This window comes from Streptomyces sp. NPDC057654 (assembly GCF_042800135.1).
GTDB lineage: Bacteria > Actinomycetota > Actinomycetes > Streptomycetales > Streptomycetaceae > Streptomyces.
The window spans coordinates 1-2,256 of record NZ_JBHVHQ010001129.1; the positions used below are offsets into that span (position 1 = coordinate 1).

Sequence of the window (2,256 nt, forward strand, 5' to 3'; positions counted from 1 at the left end):
CCGGCGATTGAGGACAAAGTACGTTGCCGCGCCCAGCGGACGAGCCGCATCACACCAGCCCGTCAGGGGGCACCTCCCAGCGGTAGCTGGGGGAGATTGAGGACCGGGGCCCGGGGCGGAGCCCCGTAAGCCCGTCCGGCCGAGGACACGTCACTGGTGGGCGGAGGCCACCAACCCCTCCGCCACAGCCACGGCCTCAGCCAAGCTGTCCACCACAGGAACCCCGGCCTCCGCCAAGCTCGCCCGGCTATGGGACCCGCCGGAATACAACACCGCCAAAGCCCCCGCCCCCCGAGCCGCCTCCGCGTCGTCCAGCGCGTCCCCGATCACCACCGTGCGCCCCGCCCGCACCCCTGCCAGCTCCCGCTCCAGCTCGGCGAGGTGCCGCCCCATGTGCTCCACCTTGCTGCCCCCGGACGGCCCCCGCCGCCCCTCGACCCGTACGAACCGCGGCTCGATCCCGAACCCCCGCACCAGCGGAACCAGGTCGTCGTGGCCGTGCATGGACAGGATCGACTGCGTACCGCCCGCCCCCTGCCAGCTCTCCAGCAGCGCCTCGGCCCCCTCGGCCAGCGCGCAGCGCTCCAGGTGGCCCCGGTAGTGCCGGTGGAAGACGACGTCCATGTGCTCCCACTCCGCCTGAGTGGGCAGGCGCCCCAGCAACCGCTCGTAGAAACGCGGAATCGGCACGCGGTACAGCTCGCGGTAGCGGTCCAGCGTGATCGGTGCCAGCCCGACCTCCGCGAAGGCGGCATTGGTCGCCGACATCACCGCGTCGATGTCGTGAAAGAGCGTGCCGTTCCAGTCCCAGACGATGTGTGCAGTGCGCGTCCCCATGCCAAGACGGTACCCAGTGACAACCGGCGGCAGCCGATGGCAGCCGACGGCAGCGGGTCAGCCGACGATGGTCGGGATCTCCTGCGTCGCGAACCAGAGCAGCTCATGGTCCTCGGCCCCGTCCACCGTGAACTGCGCGTCGTCGTCGCCGTGATCCGCGGCGCCCAGCGCGGCGGCGGCCGCAGTGATGTCCGCCTCGGCCTCGTCGGCGTCCACGTGCACCGCGGCGGCCTTGGACAGCGGCACCGCCGAGGCGAGGCGCACCTCGCCGACCGAGGACTGGTCGAGCCCGCGGTCCGGGTCGGCCACGGCCTCCTTGTCCGGCACGTCGACGGCCACGACGACGCGCTTGCGGGCCGCCTCCGGATCGGCGGCGAGGCGGCGCAGGGACGCCTGCGCGGCGCGGCTGAGGGCCGCGTACTCCAGCTCCTCGATGTCGTCGGAGACGTACCACTCGCGCAGCGCGGGGGTGACGGCGTAGGCGTGCAGCGGGGCCGGGCCGACCTCGCCCGCCTTGTGCGCCGCGGCGAGGCCGGGGAGGGTCAGAGGGACGTAGACGCGCATGACCGCCGCTTTCCTCAAGGCTTACGAATACTGGGCCAGCATACGGGCGTGCGTCCCCCTTCGGGGTGCCGGGACGTACGCGGTGCGGACGCCCGTACGACCCCTGTGAGCTGCCCGCTCACGTCGGCGAAACGTCCCGGCTGCCGCCCGGCCGCCCCTGATAGGTGAATTTCCGGGGGGACCGAGGGTGCCTGCGGCGCCCTTGCCGCGGCCGGAAGGGCGCGGATAGAAGACTCCCGACAAAAGCTACTGCCCGGTATCACCACCGGACCGGACCGACGGGGGCGAACAGCGTGAACAGGACGACGAGCAGGACACCGGCGAACAGGACACCGGCGAGCCGGACAACAGTGAGCAGGACACCGGCCAACAGGACCGGCGGCACCAGGCCCGCCGGCCCCACCGCCCCACCCCGCCGCGGCGACACCCGGCGCCCCGGCCCCGCCGACCTGGCGGCCCGGCGGCGCGAGCGCGAGCTGCTGCCCCGCTACTGGTTCGCCAACCGCCTCCTGCTCACCCTCAGCGGCCAGCGCCCCACTCACTGGATGCTCGGCCACACCCTGGGAGCCGCCTACGACCGGATCGTCGAGCTGGCCCCGCAGGCCCCGCTGCGGCCCGCCGCACCGGGCGGCAGGACCCCGGTCGTACGGCACTGCGACGAGTTCCGCCCCCGGTCCGGAGTGATCGAGGCGTTCGCCCGTATCGCCTCAGGCGACCGCGTACGGGCGCTGGCCTTCCGCCTGGAGCGCGGCGCGGACGAACGCTGGCGCTGCTCGGCGGTGGAACTGGGCGAACCGGCCCGCACCTGAACGCCCGGCCGCCAAACGAAAGCGCGGGGCGGAACACGGAAAGCCC

At 73.3% G+C, this 2,256-nt stretch carries 3 protein-coding genes; 1 reads left to right on the forward strand and 2 read right to left on the reverse strand.

The features are described 5' to 3' along the window. Positions 1-150: 150 nt before the first annotated feature. Together ACFU99_RS41235 and ACFU99_RS41240 are read right to left on the reverse strand one after the other, a co-directional pair. A complete protein-coding gene (locus ACFU99_RS41235; protein ID WP_384403220.1) occupies positions 151-837 on the reverse strand; it encodes an HAD family hydrolase in 687 nt (228 codons plus the stop codon). A gap of 57 nt (positions 838-894) precedes the next feature. Then, on the reverse strand, positions 895-1,401 hold the full coding sequence (locus tag ACFU99_RS41240; protein WP_384403223.1) for a DUF6912 family protein: 507 nt from the start codon (positions 1,399-1,401) through the stop codon (positions 895-897). A 350-nt stretch (positions 1,402-1,751) separates the two neighbouring features. Between ACFU99_RS41240 and ACFU99_RS41245 the strand changes: the two genes are divergently transcribed. After that, positions 1,752-2,210, forward strand: coding sequence for an Rv3235 family protein (locus ACFU99_RS41245; RefSeq protein ID WP_384403225.1), 459 nt, complete (start codon positions 1,752-1,754; stop codon positions 2,208-2,210). The last annotated feature ends 46 nt before the right edge of the window (positions 2,211-2,256 follow it).

Bases quoted from the DNA above. Each gene is read 5' to 3' on its own strand.
- ACFU99_RS41235 (WP_384403220.1), bottom strand. From the start codon at position 837: ATGGGGACGCGCACTGCACACATCGTCTGGGACTGGAACGGCACGCTC.
- ACFU99_RS41240 (WP_384403223.1), bottom strand. From the start codon at position 1,401: ATGCGCGTCTACGTCCCTCTGACCCTCCCCGGCCTCGCCGCGGCGCAC.